At 66.9% G+C, this 20,451-nt stretch carries 21 protein-coding genes and 2 tRNA genes; 17 read left to right on the forward strand and 6 right to left on the reverse strand.

Annotated features, from left to right (window positions below; genetic code table 11):
* Positions 1-6 precede the first annotated feature (6 nt).
* The 8 genes from bioB (at position 7) to AVT10_RS01205 (ending at position 8,272) form a co-directional block, all read left to right on the forward strand.
* The gene (gene bioB / locus AVT10_RS01170) at positions 7-1,107 is read left to right on the forward strand and encodes a biotin synthase BioB (protein ID WP_420038483.1); all 1,101 of its coding nucleotides are present in this window, start codon (positions 7-9) and stop codon (positions 1,105-1,107) included.
* A gap of 58 nt (positions 1,108-1,165) precedes the next feature.
* The gene (locus tag AVT10_RS01175; RefSeq protein WP_066688059.1) at positions 1,166-3,226 is read left to right on the forward strand and encodes an acetyl-CoA carboxylase biotin carboxylase subunit; all 2,061 of its coding nucleotides are present in this window, start codon (positions 1,166-1,168) and stop codon (positions 3,224-3,226) included.
* Between the two features lie 36 nt (positions 3,227-3,262).
* Positions 3,263-4,816 carry an alpha-amylase family glycosyl hydrolase gene (locus AVT10_RS01180; RefSeq protein WP_232307823.1) on the forward strand — a complete coding sequence of 518 codons (1,554 nt, stop codon included), beginning with the start codon at positions 3,263-3,265 and terminating at the stop codon, positions 4,814-4,816.
* The gene (locus AVT10_RS01185) at positions 4,816-5,826 is read left to right on the forward strand and encodes a glycosyltransferase family 4 protein (RefSeq protein ID WP_066687214.1); all 1,011 of its coding nucleotides are present in this window, start codon (positions 4,816-4,818) and stop codon (positions 5,824-5,826) included. The genes AVT10_RS01180 and AVT10_RS01185 overlap by 1 nt, the downstream gene beginning before the upstream one ends.
* A 56-nt stretch (positions 5,827-5,882) precedes the next feature.
* Positions 5,883-6,176: a plasmid stabilization protein gene (locus tag AVT10_RS01190; protein WP_066687225.1), complete on the forward strand. Its 294-nt coding sequence runs from the start codon at positions 5,883-5,885 to the stop codon at positions 6,174-6,176.
* A complete protein-coding gene (locus tag AVT10_RS01195; RefSeq protein WP_066687232.1) occupies positions 6,173-6,703 on the forward strand; it encodes a CinA family protein in 531 nt (176 codons plus the stop codon). Before AVT10_RS01190 ends, AVT10_RS01195 begins: the two co-directional genes overlap by 4 nt.
* A 205-nt stretch (positions 6,704-6,908) precedes the next feature.
* Positions 6,909-8,174, forward strand: coding sequence for an AI-2E family transporter (locus AVT10_RS01200; RefSeq protein ID WP_084401201.1), 1,266 nt, complete (start codon positions 6,909-6,911; stop codon positions 8,172-8,174).
* Between the two features lie 21 nt (positions 8,175-8,195).
* Positions 8,196-8,272, forward strand: a tRNA-Asp gene (locus tag AVT10_RS01205).
* Positions 8,273-8,304: 32 nt separating this feature from the next.
* Here AVT10_RS01205 and AVT10_RS01210 read toward each other — a convergent pair.
* Positions 8,305-9,234, reverse strand: a complete 930-nt coding sequence (locus AVT10_RS01210) for a 2-hydroxyacid dehydrogenase (protein ID WP_232307824.1) — start codon at positions 9,232-9,234, stop codon at positions 8,305-8,307.
* A gap of 198 nt (positions 9,235-9,432) precedes the next feature.
* Between AVT10_RS01210 and AVT10_RS01215 the strand changes: the two genes are divergently transcribed.
* Positions 9,433-10,626 carry a DUF1624 domain-containing protein gene (locus AVT10_RS01215; RefSeq protein ID WP_332307253.1) on the forward strand — a complete coding sequence of 398 codons (1,194 nt, stop codon included), beginning with the start codon at positions 9,433-9,435 and terminating at the stop codon, positions 10,624-10,626.
* On the opposite strand, the gene AVT10_RS01220 is transcribed toward AVT10_RS01215, so the two are convergent.
* The gene (locus AVT10_RS01220; RefSeq protein ID WP_066687234.1) at positions 10,627-11,793 is read right to left on the reverse strand and encodes an amidohydrolase; all 1,167 of its coding nucleotides are present in this window, start codon (positions 11,791-11,793) and stop codon (positions 10,627-10,629) included. It abuts the gene before it with no gap.
* A gap of 118 nt (positions 11,794-11,911) precedes the next feature.
* On the opposite strand from AVT10_RS01220, the gene AVT10_RS01225 reads away from it, so the two are divergent.
* Together AVT10_RS01225 and AVT10_RS01230 are read left to right on the forward strand one after the other, a co-directional pair.
* Positions 11,912-13,174: a carbohydrate porin gene (locus tag AVT10_RS01225; RefSeq protein WP_066687236.1), complete on the forward strand. Its 1,263-nt coding sequence runs from the start codon at positions 11,912-11,914 to the stop codon at positions 13,172-13,174.
* Between the two features lie 77 nt (positions 13,175-13,251).
* A tRNA-Asp gene (locus tag AVT10_RS01230) sits at positions 13,252-13,328 on the forward strand.
* 16 nt (positions 13,329-13,344) lie between these two features.
* On the opposite strand, the gene AVT10_RS18655 is transcribed toward AVT10_RS01230, so the two are convergent.
* The 4 genes from AVT10_RS18655 to AVT10_RS01250 all read right to left on the reverse strand — a co-directional run bounded on the left by AVT10_RS18655 (position 13,345) and on the right by AVT10_RS01250 (position 14,779).
* A complete protein-coding gene (locus AVT10_RS18655) occupies positions 13,345-13,560 on the reverse strand; it encodes a DUF2842 domain-containing protein (protein ID WP_066687238.1) in 216 nt (71 codons plus the stop codon).
* Positions 13,557-14,108, reverse strand: coding sequence for a 5-formyltetrahydrofolate cyclo-ligase (locus AVT10_RS01240; RefSeq protein ID WP_066687240.1), 552 nt, complete (start codon positions 14,106-14,108; stop codon positions 13,557-13,559). Before AVT10_RS01240 ends, AVT10_RS18655 begins: the two co-directional genes overlap by 4 nt.
* A 180-nt stretch (positions 14,109-14,288) precedes the next feature.
* Positions 14,289-14,588, reverse strand: coding sequence for a cell division protein ZapA (locus tag AVT10_RS01245; RefSeq protein WP_066687248.1), 300 nt, complete (start codon positions 14,586-14,588; stop codon positions 14,289-14,291).
* Complete coding sequence (locus AVT10_RS01250) at positions 14,588-14,779, reverse strand: hypothetical protein (RefSeq protein ID WP_066687250.1); 192 nt, start codon at positions 14,777-14,779, stop codon at positions 14,588-14,590. The genes AVT10_RS01245 and AVT10_RS01250 overlap by 1 nt, the downstream gene beginning before the upstream one ends.
* 116 nt (positions 14,780-14,895) lie before the next feature.
* On the opposite strand from AVT10_RS01250, the gene tkt reads away from it, so the two are divergent.
* The 6 genes from tkt (at position 14,896) to AVT10_RS01280 (ending at position 20,426) form a co-directional block, all read left to right on the forward strand.
* A complete protein-coding gene (gene tkt, locus AVT10_RS01255; RefSeq protein ID WP_066688069.1) occupies positions 14,896-16,875 on the forward strand; it encodes a transketolase in 1,980 nt (659 codons plus the stop codon).
* Positions 16,876-16,887: 12 nt separating this feature from the next.
* Positions 16,888-17,895 carry a type I glyceraldehyde-3-phosphate dehydrogenase gene (gap, locus tag AVT10_RS01260; protein ID WP_066687252.1) on the forward strand — a complete coding sequence of 336 codons (1,008 nt, stop codon included), beginning with the start codon at positions 16,888-16,890 and terminating at the stop codon, positions 17,893-17,895.
* A 5-nt stretch (positions 17,896-17,900) separates the two neighbouring features.
* Positions 17,901-18,377, forward strand: coding sequence for an MOSC domain-containing protein (locus AVT10_RS01265; RefSeq protein WP_066687254.1), 477 nt, complete (start codon positions 17,901-17,903; stop codon positions 18,375-18,377).
* Positions 18,378-18,482: 105 nt separating this feature from the next.
* Positions 18,483-19,673 carry a phosphoglycerate kinase gene (locus tag AVT10_RS01270; protein ID WP_066687256.1) on the forward strand — a complete coding sequence of 397 codons (1,191 nt, stop codon included), beginning with the start codon at positions 18,483-18,485 and terminating at the stop codon, positions 19,671-19,673.
* Between the two features lie 193 nt (positions 19,674-19,866).
* Entirely contained in the window at positions 19,867-20,103 is a 237-nt protein-coding gene (locus tag AVT10_RS01275; RefSeq protein WP_055755878.1) for a ribbon-helix-helix protein, CopG family, read from the forward strand.
* Between the two features lie 8 nt (positions 20,104-20,111).
* The gene (locus tag AVT10_RS01280; protein WP_066687273.1) at positions 20,112-20,426 is read left to right on the forward strand and encodes a type II toxin-antitoxin system PemK/MazF family toxin; all 315 of its coding nucleotides are present in this window, start codon (positions 20,112-20,114) and stop codon (positions 20,424-20,426) included.
* Positions 20,427-20,451: the final 25 nt, after the last annotated feature.

Below are 20,451 nucleotides of genomic sequence, written 5' to 3' on the forward strand. Positions count from 1 at the left end.
GTGATTGTGTCTGTACCTGCAAACGCCACCCATACCCCCGCGCAGGCGAGGGGGCAAAGCGGCGAGCGCGACGCCCTTGGTTCTGGGCCCCCGCCTGCGCGGGGGTGCGCCGAACAAGTTCGGCACAACTGGACCCGCGCCGAAATCGCCGACCTGTTCGACCTCCCCTTCGACGAACTGATGTTCCGCGCCCAGACCGTCCACCGCGCGCACCATGCGGTCGGGCAGGTACAGCTCTGCACATTGTTGTCGATCAAGACCGGCGGCTGCCCCGAGGATTGCGGCTATTGCTCGCAATCGGCCAGCGCCGACACGCAGCTGAAGGCCGAAAAGCTGATGGACGTCGACGCCGTCCTAGCCATCGCCGCCGAGGCGAAGGCGGCAGGATCGCAGCGCTTCTGCATGGGTGCGGCATGGCGCAACCCCAAGGACCGCGACATGGACAAGATCGTCGCGATGGTCGAGGGCGTGGCGGCGATGGGCATGGAGACCTGCATGACGCTCGGCATGCTGACCCCGGATCAGGCGCAGCGGCTGGGGCAGGCGGGCCTCGACTATTACAACCACAATATCGACACCTCGCCCGAAAACTACGCCAACGTCATCACCACCCGGACGTTCGACGACCGGCTCGACGCGTTGGCGCATGTGCGGGAGGCGGGGATCAACGTCTGCTGCGGCGGCATCGTCGGCATGGGCGAAACCCGCGCCGATCGCGTCGGCTTCGTCCACGCACTCGCCACGCTGCCCCGCCATCCCGATAGCGTGCCGGTCAATGCGCTGGTGCCCGTCAAGGGCACGGTGCTCGGCAACATGCTCGCCGACACGCCGCTCGCGAAGCTCGACGACATCGAATTCGTCCGCACCGTCGCCGTCGCGCGCATCACCATGCCGATGAGCATGGTGCGCCTGTCCGCCGGCCGCGAAAGCATGTCGGACGCGACGCAGGCGCTGTGCTTCATGGCCGGGGCGAACTCGATCTTCACCGGCGACCGGTTGCTGACCACCGGCAATGCCGGCGACGATGCCGATGCTGCGCTGCTGGCGAAACTGGGCATGACGCCGATGGTCGCCGACGAGCCGATGCGCAAGGGCGGGTGCTGCTGACGCCGCACCGCCGGAATGGATGCTGACCCTGCCACAGCAGGGCGGACGGGAGAGTGACGTGTTCAAGAAGATTCTGGTCGCCAATCGCGGCGAAATCGCGTGCCGGGTGATGCGGACCGCCAAGCGGATGGGGATCGCGACCGTCGCGGTCTATTCCGATGCCGACGCGCGCGCGCCGCACGTCATGATGGCGGACGAGAGCGTGCGGCTGGGTCCGGCACCTGCCGCACAGAGCTATCTGGTCCCCGAACTGATCCTCGCTGCCGCCAAGGCAACCGGCGCCGACTGTATCCATCCCGGCTATGGCTTCCTGTCGGAACGCGAAAGCTTCGCGCGCGCCTGTGCCGATGCCGGCATCGCCTTTGTCGGCCCGCCGCCGAACGCCATCGCCGCGATGGGCGACAAGATCGAATCGAAGAAACTGGCGCAGGCGGCCGGCGTCAACGTCGTCCCCGGCTTTCTGGGCGAGATCGCCGACACCGAGGAAGCGGTGCGGATCGCCACCGACATCGGCTATCCGGTGATGATGAAGGCCTCGGCCGGCGGCGGCGGCAAGGGTATGCGCCTGGCGTGGAGCGAACAGGACGTCCGCGAGGGCTTCGACGCGACCAAGCGCGAGGGGCTGGCCAGCTTCGGCGATGACCGCGTCTTCATCGAAAAGTTCATCGAAAGCCCGCGACACATCGAAATCCAGGTGCTGGGCGACCAGCATGGCAACATCGTCTATCTCGGTGAGCGCGAATGCTCGATCCAGCGCCGCCACCAGAAGGTCGTCGAGGAGGCACCGTCGCCCTTCGTGACCCCCGCGATGCGTAAGGCGATGGGCGAACAGGCGGTCGCGCTTGCGCGGGCGGTAGGCTATTATTCGGCCGGTACGGTCGAACTGATCGTGTCAGGCGCCGATACGACCGGCGAGAGCTTCTACTTCCTCGAAATGAACACTCGCCTGCAGGTCGAGCATCCGGTGACCGAGGAAATTACCGGCCTTGACCTCGTCGAACAGATGCTGCGCGTCGCGGCCGGCGAGAAGCTGGCCTTCACCCAGGACGAGGTAAAGCTGACCGGCTGGGCGATCGAAAACCGCGTCTACGCCGAAGACCCCTATCGCGGCTTCCTGCCCAGCACAGGGCGGCTGACGCGCTACGTGCCGCCTGCCACCCGCGATCCGTATCAAAGCGTTACAGAAACGTACCGTCCGAGTACGCCCCCCGTCGAGCACCAAGCGCCCCGCACCCGCGTCGACGACGGCGTCGTCGAAGGGGGCGAGGTCAGCATGTTCTACGACCCGATGATCGCCAAGCTCGTCACCTGGGCACCGACCCGCGAAGCCGCGATCGATGCGCAGGTCGCCGCGCTCGACCGCTTCGAACTGGCCGGCGTCGGCAACAATATCGATTTCCTCTCCGCCATCATGCAGCACCCTCGCTTCCGCGAAGGCGCGCTGACGACCGGCTTCATCGCGGAGGAATATCCCGAGGGCTTCCACGGCGCGCCGGCCGATCCCGCCCTGCTGCGGCAACTGGCGGCGGTCGCGGTGGTGATCGACCTCGAACAATCGCACCGCGTCCGTTCGATCGATGGCCAGCTCGGCACCCGTCCGGCCCCTTCGACCGAACGGATCGTCACCATCGGCGAGCATCGCTTCGACATTTGCGTCGACGGCTATGATGGCGGGCTGCTGGTCAATATCGATGGCGACGTGCCGCTCGACGTCGTGATGCACTGGCGTCCGTCGCAGCGCGTCGTGGTCGCGCGGATCGACGACGTCGAACTGGCCGTCCGCGTCGCCCGCACCATCGGCGGGTGGAAGCTGACCGCCCGCGGCGCCACCCACCTTGTCCGAGTCCTGCCGCCGCATGTCGCCGACCTCACCTGGCACATGATCGAAAAGGTCCCGCCCGACCTGTCGCGCTTCCTGCTCTGCCCGATGCCCGGCCTGCTGACGCGCGTCGAGGTGGCCGAGGGGCAGAAGGTCGAGGCCGGACAGCCGCTGGCGGTGGTCGAGGCAATGAAGATGGAGAACATCCTGCGCGCCGAGCGTCCGGGCACCGTCGCCCGCATCGTGCATGCCGCCGGCGACAGCCTGGCGGTCGATGCCGTCATCATGGAGTTCGAATAAGGGGGAACGTTTTCCCCGCTGGCGGCTTGTCGGTGCGTGATCGTTTCCCAAACGCAACCATGGTGGCAGGCCGCCACCATCTACCAAATCTACCCCCGCTCCTTCGCCGATAGCGACGGGGACGGGATCGGTGACCTGAACGGGATCGCCGACCGGCTCGACTATCTGGTCGATCTCGGCATCGATGCAATCTGGATTTCGCCGATCTACCCATCGCCCATGGCCGATTTCGGCTATGACGTGGCCGACTATACCGGCATCGACCCGCGCTTCGGCACGCTTGCCGATTTCGACGCGCTACTGGCAAAGGCGCATGCGGCGGGCATCCGCATATTGCTCGATTTCGTGCCCAACCACAGTTCGGACCGCCATCCCTGGTTCGTCGAAAGCCGGTCGTCGCGCGACAATCCGAAGCGCGACTGGTATATCTGGCGCGATCCGGCGCCGGATGGCGGCCCGCCCAACAACTGGATCAGCGATTTTGGCGGGCCGGCATGGACCTTCGATCCCGCGACCGGCCAATATTATTCGCGCGCGTTCCTGCCCGAACAGCCCGATCTGAACTGGCGCAATCCCGAGGTGCAGGCCGCGATGCTGGCGGCTATGCGCTTCTGGTTCGAACGCGGCGTCGACGGTTTCCGCATCGATGTGCAGTGGCACATGGTCAAGCATGCCGACTTCCCCGACAATCCGCCCAACCCGCATTTCCGCGAAGGCATGGGCGACATGCACCGCGTGCTCCAGCTCCATTCGACCGACCAGCCCGAGGTTCACGCCATCGGCACCGCCATGCGCGACCAGGCGGACGAATTCGGCGCGGTGCTGGTCGGCGAAATCTACCTGCCGATCCCGAAGCTGATGATCTATTACGGCACGACGGAGGCGCCCGGCGTCCACCTGCCGTTCAATTTTCAGCTGATCGAGGCGAAGTGGGACGCTGCCGAACTCGCCGCTCGCATCATCGAGTATGAAGCGGCGCTGCCAGAGGGCGGCTGGCCCAACTGGGTGCTCGGCAACCACGACCGTCCCCGCATCGCCACCCGCGTCGGCAGGCGCCAAGCGCGGGTGGCGGCGATGCTGCTGCTGACGCTGCGTGGTACGCCGACGCTGTACCAGGGCGACGAACTGGGCCTGACCGATGCGCAGGTACCGCCCGACAAGGTACAGGACCCCCGCGAGCTGCGCGAACCCGGCCTTGGTCTCGGCCGCGATCCGGTGCGTACCCCGCTGCCATGGGATGCGAAGGGCGGCTTTACCACCGGCGATCCGTGGCTGCCCATCGACCCCGCGCACCTGCCGCTCAACGTCGCCGCACAGGCGGAGGACCCGGTGTCGATGCTGACCTTCTACCGCCGCCTGCTCGCACTACGGCGCGCGACACCCGAACTGGCGACCGGACCGATCGACGATGTCCGCGCCGAAGGGGATGTGCTGACCTACCGCCGGGGCCCGTATCGCATCGCCCTCAACCTGTCCGACGCCCCGGCCGTCATCGCGATCGAAGCCGGGCAGGTCATCCTGTCGACGCACCCCGCCGCCGATCCCACCCGCCTGCGCCCCGCCGAGGGGCTGATCCTGAAAGTCGACTGATGCGTATCGCGATGATCGCCCCGATCGCGTGGCGCACGCCGCCGCGCCACTATGGCCCGTGGGAGCTGGTCACCAGCCTGCTGACCGAAGCGCTGGTCGCGCGCGGGGTCGACGTGACGCTGTTCGCCACGCAGGACAGTATCACCGCCGCGACCCTCGCCGGGGTCGTGCCTGCACCCTATAGCGAAGACCCGTCGATCGACGCGAAGGTGTGGGAATTCGCGCACCTCGCCCATGTCTTCGAACGCGCCGGCGAATTCGACCTGATCCACAACCAAGCAGATTTTCCGGCCCATGCCTTTTCGGGGCTGGTCGACACCCCGATGGTGACGACGATCCACGGCTTTTCGTCCGACCGCATCCTGCCGATGTACGCCCCCTATCGGGACCGGGTGCACTATGTCGCGATCAGCGATGCCGACCGCCATCCCTCGCTCAACTATGCCGCGACGATCCATCACGGTATCCCGCTCGACGACTTTCCGTTCGATGCACAGGGCAGCGACGACCTGCTGTTCTTCGGCCGGATGCACCCGGACAAGGGTGCCGCCGAAGCCATTGCCGCCGCGCACGCCGGCGACCGCCGCCTGCACATGGCCGGGATCGTGCAGGACGACCGCTACTGGCGCGAGGAGGTCGAGCCGCACATCGACGGTGACCGCGTGATCTACCACGGCGCGGTCGGCGGCAAGGCGCGGACCGACCTGCTGGGCGGCGCCCGCGCGCTGCTCCATCTGATCGGCTTCGACGAACCCTTCGGCCTGTCGGTGGTGGAGGCGATGGCCTGCGGCACGCCGGTCATCGCCTATAACCGGGGATCGATGCCCGAACTGATCAAAGACGGCGTCAACGGCTTCTTGGTCGACACCCTCGACCAGGCCATCGCCGCGATCGACCGCGTCGCGGAGATCGACCGCGCAAATTGCCGCAAAATCGTCGCCGAACGCTTTTCGGTCGAGGCGATGGCCGAACGCTATCATGCGTTATACACTTCGATCCTGTCGGTATGAAACCGGCCTAAGTCGTTGATCGTTCGATCCTTCATCCGTTGTGATGGAGGGATCGCATGCCGCGGGGCGACAAGAGCAGCTATACCGACAAGCAGAAACGCAAGGCCGAGCATATCGAGCAGGGCTATGAAGCGCGCGGCGTGCCGGAAAAGGAAGCGGAGGCCCGCGCCTGGGCGACCGTCAACAAGGATTCGGGCGGCGGCAACAAATCCGGCTCGGGCCGCGGCAAGCCCGACAGCCATGGCTCGGCGCGTCGCGGTGGCAAGGCGGCGGCGAAGCGCCCCGCCGTCGATCGCTCTGCAGCGGCAAGGAAGGGCTGGGAGACCCGCCGCAAGAACGGCACCGCATGACCGAGACACTGGCCCCCGCCTTGCCCGACGCGGTCGAGCAGGCCGCTGCTGATCTGCTCGAATCCGCCTGCGCCGCCGACGTGACCCTCGCCACGGCCGAAAGCTGCACCGGGGGAATGCTTGCCGCGTTGCTGACCGATGTGGAGGGTTCCTCGCACGCCTTCGACCGGGGGTTCGTCGTCTATAGCGAGGCCGCCAAATGCGAGTTGCTCGGCGTCGACCGCGCGATGCTCGACGATTGCGGCGCGGTCAGTCGCGACGTGGCCGAAGCTATGGCGCGCGGCGCGCTGCGTGGGTCGGATGCCGATATCGCGCTGACGGTGACCGGCTTTGCGGGGGAGGGCGCACCGGGCGATGAAGCGGGGTTGGTCCATTTCGCGTGCGCGCGACGCGACGGACCGGTCGCGACCGCCGAATGCCATTACGGCAATATCGGTCGCGGCGCGGTCAGGATCGCGGCACTGGGCGAGGCGCTGAGGATGATGCGCACCGCGATCGACCAGTCCGCGTCGCCCGACGATATTTAGGGAAACAGAACGCATACCCCATATCGTCACCCCGGACTTGATCCGGGGTCCCGCTGCTTCTCGACACCAAAGTGAAAGCAGGACGCCGGGTCAAGCCCGGAATGACGAAACGGAAGGGGCATTGGTTCGCATCATGGCGCGAATCCCGCTTCCATGCGTTACGCCGTCATTGGCGGGTATCGCCAGGGGGGGCTAGACTGATTCCATGGCAGATTCCGCAACCGAATCCACTGCTTCGCCGCCGCCGGTCGAGCGCGCCGGCGCGACCGGGACCGCTGCCACGCCGCCGTCCGATCCGGTCGATGCGGTGGTCGATGCCCCGACCGAGGAACTGCGCCGCGACCGGCTGCTCGCCGCGCTGACGCTGATCGCCGGCGTCGGACTGGTGCTCGCGCTGCCCTTCGCGTTGCAGGCGGGCGCGCGCTTCTTCCTGCCGCTGACCGCCGCGATCGTCATCGCCATCGCGCTGGTCCCGCTGCTCGAATGGCAGGAACGTCACCGCGTACCCGCGCCGCTGGCCGCCTTCTTCTGCGTCATGCTGTTCCTGATCGTCGCCAATGGCGCGCTGGCGTCGATCGTCGTGCCGGCCTGGGGCTGGGCGCAGATATTGCCCGACCGCATCGACCGCGTGCAGCAGAATGTCGCGCCGCTGATCGACTTCTATGCCAGCCTCGAAAAATTCGTGAACGGCCTGATCGCGAACGTCGCGACCGCGCCGGCCAAGCAGACCGCGACCAGCGTCGCACCGCCGCAATCGTTGCTCGATCTGGTGACGACCTCCGCCCCGTCGGCGCTGTTGGAGATGTTCTTCGCGATCCTCGTGATCTATTTCTTCCTCGCCGGCTGGACCAATTTGCGTCGCGCGGCGATCACCGGGCGCAGCAGCTTTGGCGGGGCGATGGCGACCGCGCGCGTGATCCAGAATGTCGTCGACGACACCTCGGCCTATCTGGGAACGATCACCCTCATCAACCTGATGCTGGGCGTCATCGTCGCGCTGGCGCTCTGGTATATCGGCATGCCGACACCGCTGATGTGGGGCGGCATCGTCGCGTTGCTGAACTATGTGCCCTATCTCGGGCCGATCTTCGCCGCGCTGCTGCTGGCGCTGGGCGGATTGATGACCTTCACCGATATCTGGTGGGCGCTGCTGCCCGCCGCGATCATGGTCGGAGCGCATCTGGTCGAGGCGAACGTCATCACCCCACTGGTCGTCGGCCACCGCCTGACGATCAATCCGCTGATGATCCTGATTACCCTCAGCTTCTGGGGCTGGGTCTGGGGCACGCCCGGCGCGCTGCTGGCCGTTCCGCTGCTGATCATCATCCAAACGGTGCTGAAAGGCGCGGGCAAGCCCGACATTGCCGGCTTCCTGTTCGAACACGGCACGCTGGTGCAGGACGTGCCGCCGCCGCAACGAAATGCAGGAAATGCCAATAGCGGCGTTGACAGCCCCGGCGCGGCTCCGTAAAGGCCGCCTCCTCGCTAGAGAGCGGGTGTAGCTCAGTTGGTTAGAGCGCCGGCCTGTCACGCCGGAGGTCGCGGGTTCGAGCCCCGTCACTCGCGCCATGGCGCATCATTTTGGATGCGGCCACAGCGCTTCAATATCCCCGATCACGCTCTACGATGCCGATCATTGGCTCGCCCGCCAGATGGCGGCGCAGATTGGCGATCACCGCCTTCCCCGAACCTTCGCTGTCCGTTGCTGCCGCCACATGTGGCGTGATCACGACGCGCGGATGCCTCCAGAGCGGATCGCCCGCCGGCAGCGGCTCGACCGGCGTGACGTCGAGGATCGCGCGCGACAGCCGCCCGCTGTCGAGCGCCGCGATCAATGCCGGCGCATCGAGATGCAAGCCACGCCCCGCGCTGACGATCGCCGCGCCCGCCGGCATCTGAGCAAACAGATCCGTCCCCAGGAAGCCGCGCGTCTCAGGGGTGAGGGGCAGCAGGCTCACCAGAATGTCGGTCTGTGCGGCAAAGGCACGCAGCCCGTCCGCGCCGTGGAAACAAGTGACCCCGGCCACCTCGCGCGGCGACCGGCTCCATCCCGAAAGCGCGAAGCCGAACGGTGCGAGTGCCGCCAGCGCGGCCTTGCCCATCTGCCCCAACCCGGCGATCCCGACACGACGCGCAGCCGCCGGAACCTGCGGCAGTTGCTGCCACAGCTCGTTCCGTTGCTGGTCGGCATAGGCATATAGATCGCGGTGGAGCGCCAGCACCGTCATCGCGGCATATTCCGCCATCGCAGCAGCAAGGTTCGGCTCGATCAGCCGAACGACGGTGACGTTCGCCGGAATCTGGCCGAGATCGAGCTGGTCGACGCCGGCCCCGATCGAGAACAGCACCTCAAGGTTCGGCAGCGTTTCGATCAATCCGGCCGGCAATGTCCATGCCGCGAGGAACCGCACATCGGCCGGATCGCCGATATCGGGCGACAGTCGTACCTCCAACTCGGGCAGGGCCTGCGCGAGCATCGATGCCCATACCCGTCCGCGCTCGGGTGCTGCGACATACAGGAACGTCGTCACCGGCACTTCCCGTGGTGATGGGCCTTGAAGGTTCCCGGCATGGCCTGCTTCCTCGCTGCACGAAATTTCCCTCCGTCTTAGCCTGACATTCCCGGCCATGTCATCGCGAGCGACGATCATCGCCGACAGAAATTATTGATATAACATCACGCGTAAAAGTCGGTATGCGGGCAACCATGATCGATTCGGAAGTATCGCGTGGCCACCGCAGCCTTTGACGGCATCGCCCACCGCGCCGTCGCCACCATGCCGAGGGTAGCCGCGACGGCCCGGCTGCAGTCGATCGACGCGCTGCGCGGTTTCGTGATGGTCGTCATGCTGCTCGACCATGTGCGCGAGACCTTTTTCCTGCACATGCAGGTCGGCGATCCCGTCGATGCCCGCACCGTCCTGCCCGCGCTGTTCTTCACCCGGTTGTTGAGCACGATTTGCGCGCCGGTATTCGTGGCGCTGACCGGGTTGTCGGCGTGGCTCTATGGCCAGAAGCATTCGCGTGCCGAATTGTCCGGCTTCCTGTTGCGGCGGGGCGTGTTCCTGTTGCTTCTGGAAATCAGCTTCGTGTCGTTCGCGTGGTCGGCACGGTTCCCGCCACAGACGATCTGGCTGCAGGTGATCTGGGCGATCGGCGTCAGCATGATCTGCCTGGCCGGCGCGGTGCATCTGTCGCGCACGGTCGTCGTTGCGCTCGGCCTCGCCATCGTTTGCGGCCACAATCTGCTCGACGGGATCGTGCTGGCACCGGGGGATGCCTTCTACGTCCCCTGGGCGCTGCTGCACCAGCGCGCCGCGTTCGACCTTGCCGGTATCACCATCAAGACGACCTACCCGGTCCTGCCATGGATCGGCGTCATCCTGCTCGGCTATGGCATGGGGCCGTGGTTCGGTCGGGGTGCAGACCCGGTGGTGCGGCAACGCCGGCTGCTGCTGCTGGGGGTCGGCCTCGTCGCCGGGTTCGTCCTGCTGCGCATGCTCAACCTGTATGGCGACCGCCCCTGGGTGGATGCCGGCACGCTGCTGCGGACCGTGATCGGCTTTCTCGCGCTGACCAAATATCCGCCATCGCTGCTCTTCCTGATGTCGACGCTGGGCGTGGGGGCGTTGCTGCTCGTCCTGTTCGAGCGGGCCCGGTGGCCGCAAGTGATCGGACCGCTGGCGACGCTGGGTAGCGCGCCGATGTTCTATTATCTGCTGCACCTGTACGTTCTGCGCGTCGGATATCTGGTCGCGCTCGCGGTGTCGGGGCCGAACGACGGCGATCTGTTCGTGCTCGGCCATCTCGGCTGGATTTGGGCCTGCTATGCCGTGCTCGTCGTCGCGCTGTATTTCCCGACCCGCTGGTTTGCGGGCGTGAAGCAGCGCCGCCGGGACATTGCCTGGCTGAAATATCTCTGATCAGTCGGCGACGACGCCCACCACCCGCGCCGCCAGCGCCGTGATCCACGCCATGCCCGGGCCGATGATCGCATCGTTGAAGTCGTATCGCGGATGGTGGAGCGCGGCATTCTCCCCCTCGGTCCGTGCCTGCCCCAGCCAGACATAGGCACCCGGACAGGCCTGAAGCATGAAGGAAAAGTCCTCCGACGTGAACGCCGGATCGGGCGCCTCGGCATGGGACAGGCCGGCATCCGCCGCTGCCGCCAGTGCGATCGCGGCAGCACCCGGATCGTTGATCGTCGCCGGGTAATAACGGGTATAGGTCACCTCGACTCGCGTATCGCTGGCGATGCCGATCCCTTCCGCCATCGACCGGATCGCTGCCTCGACGATCTCCTGCGCTTGGGCGTCGAACGTGCGGACCGTCCCGACCAGCCGCACCTCCGCCGGGATGACGTTGTGAGTCAGCCCGCCGGCCATCTGCGTGACCGACAGCACGGCGGAGCGGGTCGGCGGCACCCGGCGCGCGACGATGGTGTTGAGCTGCGTCACCAGCTGCGCGGCCGCCAGCACCGCGTCGGGCGTGGTGTGCGGCTGCGCGGCATGGCCGCCCTTGCCGTGGATTGCGATCTCGAACTTGTCGGCCGCCGCCATGATCGGCCCGGGCCGCGTCTGCAACTCGCCCGCCGGCAGGTCGGGCCAGTTATGCAGCGCATAGACATAGTCGCACGGAAAACGCTCGAACAACCCGTCCTCGATCATCGCCCGCGCGCCGGCATGGCCTTCTTCGGCAGGCTGGAAGATGAAATGGATCGCGCCGTCGAACGGCGGCAGCGACGCCAGATGCCGCGCCGCGCCGATCAGGATCGCGGTATGGCCGTCATGGCCGCAGCCGTGAAAGACGCCCGCCGTCTTGCTGGCATAGGCCGGCGATCCCTCTTCGTGGAACGGCAGCGCGTCCATATCGGCGCGCAGCCCCAGAGCGGGACCCGGCCGCCCGTGCGTCAAGGTGCCGACGACACCCGTCCCGCCGATACCTGTCGTAACCCGCAGCCCGACGGCGGCCAGCTGTTCCGCAACCAGCGCGGCGGTCCGGTGCTCGGCAAAGGCCAGTTCGGGATGGGCATGAATATCGTGCCGGATCGCGGTCACGGCGTCGATGATGTCGGCAAAACGCTGATACATGGCATGTCCCCTGGCGGAGAGGCAGCATGTCCCGCGCCCGCCGCCATGGTCAACCCTGCCGCCCCCTCTCTGCAAGGCGGCAAGAAGTCTGTAACGGCGCACGCGGTAGGACCGATGGATGCCGAAGCTGGACGACGATATGCGGATGACGTGGGGCAGGGTGGCTTTGGCGTTGCTGGCGGTGGCACTTGCCACGCCGGCCGCGGCACAGGTCGCCGCGCCCAGCGTCGAACGCGCGCCCGGCAACGTCGAACTGCCGGAGGTCGAGGCGCGCGACCCGCTGGTTCTGCAACTGGCCTATACCGGCGATATCCTGTCGTCGGTGGCGGGCGGGCGGCGGCGCGGCACCCGCTGGATCAACAATGTCAGCGCCATCGCCAGCGCCGATCTCGACACGCTGGCCGGGCTGCCCCGTACCAACGCGCTGCTCCACGTCTTCTACAATGACGGCACCGGCTTCAGCAGCGATCTGGTCGGCGACGGGCAGATCGTGTCGAGCATCGAGGCCGGGGTCCCGCTGCTGCGCGTGCTGGAGGGCTGGGTCGAGCATCGCGGTCCCGACGATCGCTGGTCGTTCAAGGCCGGGCTGTATGACGTGAACAGCGAATTCGACACGCTCCAGACGTCGCTGCTGTTCGTCAACAGCGCATTCGGCATGGGAACCGAGCTTGGCGCCTCGGGGCGCAACGGCCCGTCGACCTTTCCCAGCACCAGCCTGGCCCTGCGCGGTCAGGTGAAGCTCGGCGACCGCGTCACCCTGCGCGCCGCCGCGGCGGACGGCGTACCGAACGATCCCGCCCGCCCGCGCCGCGACTGGATCGGCATTGCCGGCGGCGACGGCGCGCTGCTGATCGGGGAGGCGGATGTCGAACTGGGCGTGGTGCGCCTGTTCGGCGGCGGCTGGACCTATACCGCGCGCAGCGACGACCGGTTCGATGCGGCCACCGGTGCCGCCATCGTCCGGCAGGTGCGCAGCAACGGCGCCTATGTCCGCGGGGAGGCGCAACTGGCCGGCGACCGCACGCGCGGCATGCGCGGCTTCTTCCGGCTGGGCGTCGCTGGCGACCGCGCCAATCTCTTCGGTGGCTTCTCGTCGCTGGGATTTGTGTGGCGCGGGCTGCTTGCGTCGCGGCCACGCGACGACAGCGGTATCGCCATCGCCTATGCCGGGGGCAGCAGCGCCGGTCGCGCGATCGTGCGGGTCGAGGGCGGGACGCCGGCGCGCGGCGAGGCGGTGATCGAACTCAACCACCGCATCGCCGTCGCCGACTGGCTGGGGGTGCAGCCACATGTCCAATATGTCGTCGCGCCGGGACTGAACCCGACGTTCGGCAACGCGCTGGTCCTGGGGCTGCGGCTGACCGCCACGATCGCCGAATGACGCTTTTCGCATCGCCGGCAAAGAACCCACTTTACACCGGCGATTCGCTACCCTACACGCCGCCTCCTCGCTAGAGAGCGGGTGTAGCTCAGTTGGTTAGAGCGCCGGCCTGTCACGCCGGAGGTCGCGGGTTCGAGCCCCGTCACTCGCGCCATCCTTTACGGATGGCGCTACCGCCAGCGGCCTGTTTCCATCCACAACAGCATCCGCCGCATCGGCAGCACCCAGAGCCATGCGATGCCCGCCGCGACGTAAAACGCCAGTTGCAAGACCCAATGCCAGCCGCCGACCATCGGCGACAGCATCGCCACACCGATCGCCCAGAGTGTCAGCATGAGCAGGATCGCGAGCACGCCAGCCGGTTTGCGCCACGTCGGTTCGTTCACTTGGGCACTCCCGGCAGAAAGACGTCGGTTTCGGTAATGATCATGTGCAGCGGCACGTCCCATGGGTCGCGGGGCAGGGCATCGACCTGCTGCACCGACCACGCGATACCGATTCGCAGCGCATCGGGCCAGAGCGCGAACGCCCGGTCATAATGGCCCGCCCCCTGGCCCAGCCGGTTGCAGCGCGAATCGAATCCGACCAGCGGCGTCAGGACGATGTCGGGCACCACGCCATCGCCCGTCGCCTGCGGCTGGCGCAGGCCGTACGGACCGTCGGCCATGGTATCGGTTGATCCAAGATGGAAGGTGATCGGTGATTCCCGGTCGATAACCACCGGCCAGGCCAACACGCCGCCGGCCGCGACGACCGCCGCATCGAACAGCGCCGGATCGGCCTCGCCACCGACCGGCACATAGCTGGCGACGATGCCGCCGGGACACAGCGCCTCGATCAGCAACCGCGACGGGGCGGGGAGCGACGGACGGGTCGCGGCAAAGGCGCGCCGCCGCGCGCGCAATTCACGGCGCAGGCCGGCCTTATCGGTCATGGAAAGGGGGTGTGGCGGAACCACCATGGGCCGTTTGCCGCGTTATCCACTGACGCACGGTACGTCAGGTGGGGATCATGTACGTCAGACCAGGATCTGCGCAGGGACAACCCCCATGGATGAAGAAATAGCCTCAGGGATTATGCATGGCTCGCACCGGGCAGTCCCGCCACGTCCTATTTAGGCGCTGGGGTCCGTCCGCTCAAGGGCGGAGGCAACCGCCTCCAGCCGATCCGCGATCCGCTCCAGCATCTCGGACGTCCCGTCCGGTGCCGGCCCCGCCTCGCGCTCGGCCAGCTGGTCCGCCAGGATCAGCGCGATGTAGAGCAATGTCCGCTCCGACGATCCGCCCGCCGCGTGCTGCACCGCCGGCGCATGTCGCTCCAGCATCGCACCCAACGCGCGCAGCTTCGGCTCCTCGCCATCGCGGCATCCGACCTGATGGCTGCGGCCGGCAATCGTCAGCGTGATATGGCCCATCAGTCGGCGTCCGCTTCGCGCGCGATCACCGCATCGAGCGCGCCGATCGCATCGCCGATCCGCGTGCGCAACGCGGCATGCCGCGACTCGAGCGTCCGATTCGCCTTTACCTGCGTCTGTGCAGCGCGTTCGATCCGTTCCAGCGCCCGGTCGATCCGCGCGATGGTCGCGGCATGGGGGGTGTCGCTCATCGGGTTTATCGATCCTTGCTAAACATGTTAAACAAACCTTGGGTTTGGCGGTTGACTGATCGGCGTGACGGTTCCAAAGGCTCGCGCGACCCTATCGGCGCCCAACAGGAGTGCGCGTGACCATATCCCAGCTCGAACTCGCCAACGCCATCCGCGTTTTGTCGATGGACGCGGTGGAGGCCGCCAATTCGGGGCATCCCGGCATGCCGATGGGCATGGCCGATGTCGCCACCGTCCTCTGGTCGAAATTCCTGAAATTCGATCCCGCCGATCCGCATTGGGCGGACCGCGACCGGTTCGTCCTGTCGGCGGGCCATGGATCGATGCTGATCTATTCGCTCCTCCACCTGACCGGCTATGCCAAGCCCACCATTCAGGACATTGCGAACTTCCGCAAGCTCGGCAGCCCGTGCGCCGGCCATCCTGAGAATTTCGAACTGCCCGGCATCGAATGCACCACCGGTCCGCTGGGGCAGGGGCTGGCGATGGCGGTCGGCATGGCCACCGCAGAGCGGCATTTGAACACCGTGTTCGGCGACGATCTGGTCGATCACCGCACCTGGGTGATCGCCGGCGACGGCTGCCTGATGGAAGGCATCAATCACGAGGCGATCGGCCTTGCCGGTCACCTGAAGCTCGGCCGCCTGAACGTCCTGTGGGACGACAACCGCATCACGATCGACGGTTCGACCGACCTGTCGACCAGCGAGGACGTATCGGCCCGCTATGCCGCGACCGGCTGGCACGTCGTCGCCTGCGACGGCCACGACTTCGCCGACATCGAACGTGCGCTCGCCGAAGCCGCCGCCGACCCGCGCCCCTCGCTGGTCCGCTGCCGCACCGTCATCGGCAAGGGCGCCCCGAACAAGGGCGGCAGCCACAAGGTCCATGGCTCGCCGCTCGGTGCCGAGGAAATCCTCGCCACCCGCGCCGCCTTGCTGTGGGAGCATGAAGCCTTCCACCTGCCCGAAGCGCTGACCGACGCGTGGAAGGAAATCGGCGCACGGGGCCAGTCGCTCCACGCCGACTGGAACCAGCGCCTGTCCGATCATGCCGATCGCGCGGAATTCGAACGCCGCATGGCCAACAAGCTGCCCGACGGCTGGTCGCTGAAGAGCCATATCGACAGCCTGATCGCCGAGCCGAAGAAGATCGCGACCCGCGTCGCATCGTCGCTGGCGCTGGAAGCGATCAACGCCTCGCTGCCCGAAACGCTCGGCGGTTCGGCGGACCTCACGCCCTCGAACAATACCCAGACCAAGGCGCAGGTCGCGCTGACGGCGGAGGATTATTCCGGTCGCTACATCCATTACGGCATCCGCGAATTCGGCATGTCGGCGGCGATGAACGGCATGGCGCTGCACGGCGGCGTGCTGGCCTATGGCGGCACCTTCCTGGTGTTCGCCGACTATGCCCGGCCGGCCATCCGCCTGTCGGCACTGCAGAATGCCGGTGTCGTCTATGTCATGACTCACGACTCGATCGGTCTGGGCGAAGACGGCCCGACGCACCAGCCGATCGAGCATGTGATGAGCCTGCGCATCATCCCCGGCCTCGACGTCTATCGCCCCGCCGATGCGGTCGAGACGGCGGAATGCTGGGAACTGGCGGTACAGCGCCGCGACGGCCCCTCGCTGCTGGCTCTGTCGCGCCAGAACCTGCCGCAGCTTCGCACCGAAACCAGCGAGAACCGCAGCGCCAAGGGTGCGTACCGCCTCAAGGCCGCCGAAGCCGACCGCCGCGTCATCCTGATCGCGACCGGGTCGGAGGTCGAGATCGCTATCGGCGTCGCGCAGCAGCTCGAAGCCAAGGGCATCGGCGCCGATGTCGTGTCGATGCCGTGCTGGTCCCGCTTCGATGCGCAGGACGCCGCCTATCGCGAGGACGTGCTGCCGCATGCCCGCCCGGACGAAATCCTGCGCGTGTCGATCGAGGCGGGCACGACCATCGGCTGGGAACGCTACACCATGGTCGACGGCCTGCGCTTCGGCATCGACCGCTTCGGCGCATCGGCCCCGGCCGACAAGCTCTACGAACATTTCGGACTGACTGCCGATGCCATCACCGCAAAGGTGCTGGCGCGGCTCGGCAACTGAGGAGACGCGGATATGACGAAAGTAGCGATCAACGGGTTCGGACGCATCGGCCGTCTGGTGGCGCGCGCGATCCTCGAACGGCCCGACAGCGGGCTGGAACTGGTGACGATCAACGACCTCGCCGACGCCAAGTCGAACGCATGGCTGTTCAGCCGCGATTCGGTCCATGGCCGCTATCCGGGCGAAGTCGCCGCCGAAGGCGACGACCTGGTCATCGACGGCAAGCGCATCCGCGTCACTGCCGAGCGTGATCCGGCCAACCTGCCGCACAAGGAACTGGGCGTCGAGCTGGTCCTCGAATGCACCGGCTTCTTCACCGACCGCGACAGCTGCCAGAAGCATATCGATGCCGGTGCCAAGCGCGTGCTGATCTCGGCCCCGGGCAAGAATGTCGACCTGACCGTCGTGTACGGCGTCAACCACGACAAGCTCGAAGCCGGCCACACCATCGTGTCGAACGCTTCGTGCACCACCAACTGTCTGGCGCCGGTCGCCAAGGTGCTGAACGACGCCATCGGCATCGAACGCGGCCTGATGACCACGATCCACGCCTATACCAACGACCAGAAGATCCTCGACCAGATCCATCCGGACCTGCGCCGCGCCCGTGCCGCCGCCATGTCGATGATCCCGACCACCACCGGCGCCGCCCGCGCGGTCGGTGAAGTGCTGCCCGAACTCAAGGGCAAGCTCGACGGTTCGGCCGTCCGCGTGCCGGTGCCGGACGGCAGCCTCGTCGACCTGACCTTCACCCCGAAGCGGGACACGACCAAGGACGAAGTGAATTCGATCCTGAAGGCGGCGTCGGAATCGGGTCCGCTCAAGGGCGTGCTCTACTTCTCGGACGAGCCGCTGGTCTCGATCGACATCGTCCACACCCCCGCATCGTCGACCGTCGACAGCCTCGAGACCGCCGTGCTCGACGGCAAGCTGGTCCGCGTCGTGTCGTGGTACGACAATGAATGGGGCTTCTCGAACCGCATGGTCGACACCGCGACCGCCATGGCGAAGCTGGGCTGAGCCCGATGGCGGGCGGTGTTCTTAGGGGGATCGCCCGCCACGCCTTTTCGCGCGGGCCGATCGAACTGGTGCAGACGGTGCGCATCACCGTCGAAACCGGCATCGACGGCGACTTTCGCGGCGCGCTGAAGCCCGGGCGGAACAAGCGGCAGGTGTCGCTGATGGAAGTCGGCGACTGGGCGCAGGCGATGACGCTGATCGGCCACGACCTGCCATGGTGGGAACGCCGCGCGAATTTGCTGGTCGAGAATTTCGACCTGCCGCAGACGCTGGGCGTACGTGTCCGCGTCGGCGAGGTGCTGCTCGAAATCACCAAGGAATGCGATCCGTGCAGCCGCATGGAGACGATCGCAGAGGGCCTGCGCGCCGCGCTGACGCCCGACTGGCGCGGCGGCGCGCTGGCGCAGGTGATCGAGGGCGGCCGGATCAGCGTCGGCGATACGATACGAATTGAAACCAAGCCGCCCGTTTGTGCTGAGTAGGGACTGAGCTTGTCGAAGGCCCGTATCGAAGCATCCTTCGATACGCCATTTCGACTTCGCTCAATGGCTACTCAGGACGAACGGGTGGTCATCAGGAGCGAAGACATGAGCCGTAATTTCAAGACGCTCGACGACATGGGCGACCTCACCGGCAAGCGCGTGCTGGTCCGCGAGGACCTGAACGTGCCGATGGCCGACGGCGCCGTCACCGACGACACCCGCCTGCGCGCCACGATCGGCACCGTCACCGAACTGGCGGATCGCGGCGCGATCGGCCTGATCCTTGCCCATTTCGGCCGTCCCAAGGGGCAGCCGAACCCGACCATGTCGCTGGCCCCCGTCACCAAGCCGCTGTCGGACGTGCTGGGCCGCGAAGTCCGTTTCGTCGATTGGACCGGCGCTGCCGAAGCGGTGCGCATGATGCAGCCGGGCGACATCGCCGTGCTGGAAAACACCCGCTTCTTCGCCGGCGAAGAGAAGAACGATCCGCAACTCGTTGAAACCATGGCCGCGCTTGGCGACTATTATGTCAACGACGCCTTCTCGGCAGCGCACCGCGCCCATGCCTCGACCGAAGGCCTCGCGCACAAGCTCCCCGCGTTCGCCGGGCGGCAGATGGAGGCCGAACTCGACGCGCTCGACAAGGCGCTGGGCAACCCGCAGCACCCGGTCGCGGCGGTTGTCGGCGGCGCGAAGGTGTCGTCGAAGCTCGACGTGCTGAAGCATCTGGTCGGGCAGGTCGATCACCTCATCATCGGTGGCGGCATGGCCAACACCTTCCTCGCGGCGCGCGGTGTCGATGTCGGCAAGTCGCTGTGCGAACACGACCTGACCGGCACGGCGGACGAAATCTTTGAAGCCGCCGAAAAGGCCAACTGCACCATCCACCTGCCCTATGACGTGGTGGTGGCGAAGGAGTTCAAGCCGAACCCGGTAACCCGCACCGTCAACGTCCATGAAGTCGCCGCCGACGAAATGATCCTCGACGTCGGTCCTGCCGCAACCGAGGCGCTGGGCGACGTGCTCAAGAACTGCCGCACTTTGGTGTGGAACGGGCCGATGGGCGCGTTCGAAACCCCGCCGTTCGACGTCGCGACGGTTTCGCTGGCCAAGACGGCGGCGGCGCTGACCGCCGACGGTTCGCTGGTGTCGGTCGCGGGCGGCGGCGATACCGTTGCGGCGCTCAACCAGGCCGGGGTGAGCGACCAGTTCAGCTTCATCTCGACCGCCGGCGGTGCGTTCCTCGAATGGATGGAGGGCAAGGAACTGCCCGGCGTCGCCGCGCTGATCCGCTGAGCCAAATCCGCAACCCAGACCGTACCCCCGCGCAGGCGGGGGTCCAGAGCGCCGAACGCTACGCTGCGTAGCCTGGCCCTGGACCCCCGCCTGCGCGGGGGTACGGCGTTTAATACGGGCCAAACCAACAACCCGCTTGATCCCATCCCCAACCCCCGCTACCCGTTCAACACGTTAAACGAAGGGTAGGGCGTTGCTGGGAGTACGACTCGACACCGAACTGGAGGAGCGGCTCGCCAACGTCGCCCGGTCGCAGGGGCGTTCGAAAAGCGACATCGCCCGCGATGCCGTGCGCCGCTATGTCGAGCTGCACGACGAAGCCTTTCGCGCCGAAGCCCGCCGCCAGTCCGAACGCGCCGCTGCCCGCGACGACGGCGCCGACTGGGCCTTTTTCGACCGGGTGGAAGCGGAGGACGGCCGGTGGAGATAAGGCGCGGCATGATCGTCCTGGTCGAAGGGCCGGGCGACCTGGCGGTGAAGCGCCGTCCCTTCCTGGTCGTGCAATCCGACCTGTTCAACGAAGCGCACGCCTCGGTGACGCTTGTCCCGATGACCAGCCTCACCGGCGGCGAGACGCTGTTCCGCGTGCCGTTTCCCGCGTCCGACTCGACCGGCATCTCGGTCGAAAGCGAGGCGCAGGTCGACAAGATCAAGACGCTGCGCCGCAGCCGCGTGGTGCGCGTGCTGGGACAGGCGGACGCCACATCGATGGAGCAGGTGGACCAGGCGCTCCGGCGCTGGCTCGCGCTCTGACGCCATTTCAACACCCAAGGGGTCG

The sequence above is a fragment of the Sphingomonas hankookensis genome (genome assembly GCF_001619955.1).
Lineage (GTDB): Bacteria > Pseudomonadota > Alphaproteobacteria > Sphingomonadales > Sphingomonadaceae > Sphingomonas > Sphingomonas hankookensis_A.